Origin of the sequence: Colwellia sp. TT2012, from assembly GCF_001440345.1 — a bacterium.
In the GTDB taxonomy this organism is placed as follows: Bacteria; Pseudomonadota; Gammaproteobacteria; order Enterobacterales; family Alteromonadaceae; genus Colwellia.
Genome location: NZ_LJYX01000080.1, coordinates 1 through 986 on the forward strand (window position 1 = coordinate 1; position 986 = coordinate 986).

Sequence of the window (986 nt, forward strand, 5' to 3'; positions counted from 1 at the left end):
CCGCTGTGATCCGGCGCCTGGAGGATGCGCAGATCGCCAGTGCCCGGGTCAACGATAGGCAAGGCGTGTGGGATCACCCGCAACTCAAGGCCCGTGACAGCTGGCGTGAAGTCGACAGCCCGGCCGGGCCCTTGCCGTCGCTGCTACCGCCGGGACGCAATAGCGCCTTTACCCCGCGCATGGACGCTGTGCCTGCGCTGGGGCAACACAACCAAGGGATTCTCCAGCGCTTGGGTTACACCCGTGAGGCCATCGAATCCCTGAATACTCGCGGCATCATCTAACCGGCTCCTACAGGAGGGGTGAAAACAGGAAGGTCAGTTATGAAGCATTCTATTGTGCGCTCCGCGCTGTTCGTGCCGGGCAGCCGCCCTGAGCGTTTTGCCAAGGCCCTGGCCAGTGGCGCTGATGCAGTGATTGTGGATTTTGAAGACGCGGTGCAAGAGCCGCTCAAGCGCCAGGCGCGGGACAACCTTGGCGCATACTTGCAAGCCCATCCTGACGCCCGGGTGTGGGTACGGATCAACGCACCGGAGCATGATGAACACTTTGAGGACGTGGCGTTCTGCAAAACCCATGCAAACGTCGCAGGCGTGCTGCTACCGAAGGTGGAAAGTGCGGCGCAGGTGGCAGTAGTGGCCGCCGCTGGCAAGCTGATCTGGCCGATTATCGAAAGTGCCAAGGGCCTTCTGGCTATTGCCGAAATTGCCCATGCGCCACAGGTGCAGCGCCTGTCGTTTGGGGGGCTGGACCTGGCGCTGGACTTGAACCTGAGCAGCCACTCGGTGGCGGCCAATTTTGCCCTTGATCAGGCACGCCTGGCGCTGATCGTGCACTCCCGCGCTGCCGGCCTGGAGGCGCCGCTGGACGGCGTACACCCGGCCATCGACGACCCCGAGGGCCTGCGCCACTCGATCCGACATGCCTATGAAATGGGTTTTACCGGAGCGCTGTGTATCCATCCCAAACAGGTGCCGGTGATCCAT

2 protein-coding genes are annotated in these 986 nt (G+C 62.7%); both read left to right on the top strand.

All coding sequences use genetic code 11. From position 1 onward, the window contains the following. Positions 1–284: CoA transferase (locus ASU03_RS18775; RefSeq protein WP_197411294.1), on the top strand; the 284-nt coding region annotated here is incomplete at its 5' end. Positions 285–323: 39 nt separating this feature from the next. Continuing rightward, the coding region (locus tag ASU03_RS18780) for an HpcH/HpaI aldolase/citrate lyase family protein (protein ID WP_057833267.1) at positions 324–986 on the top strand (663 nt) is incomplete at its 3' end.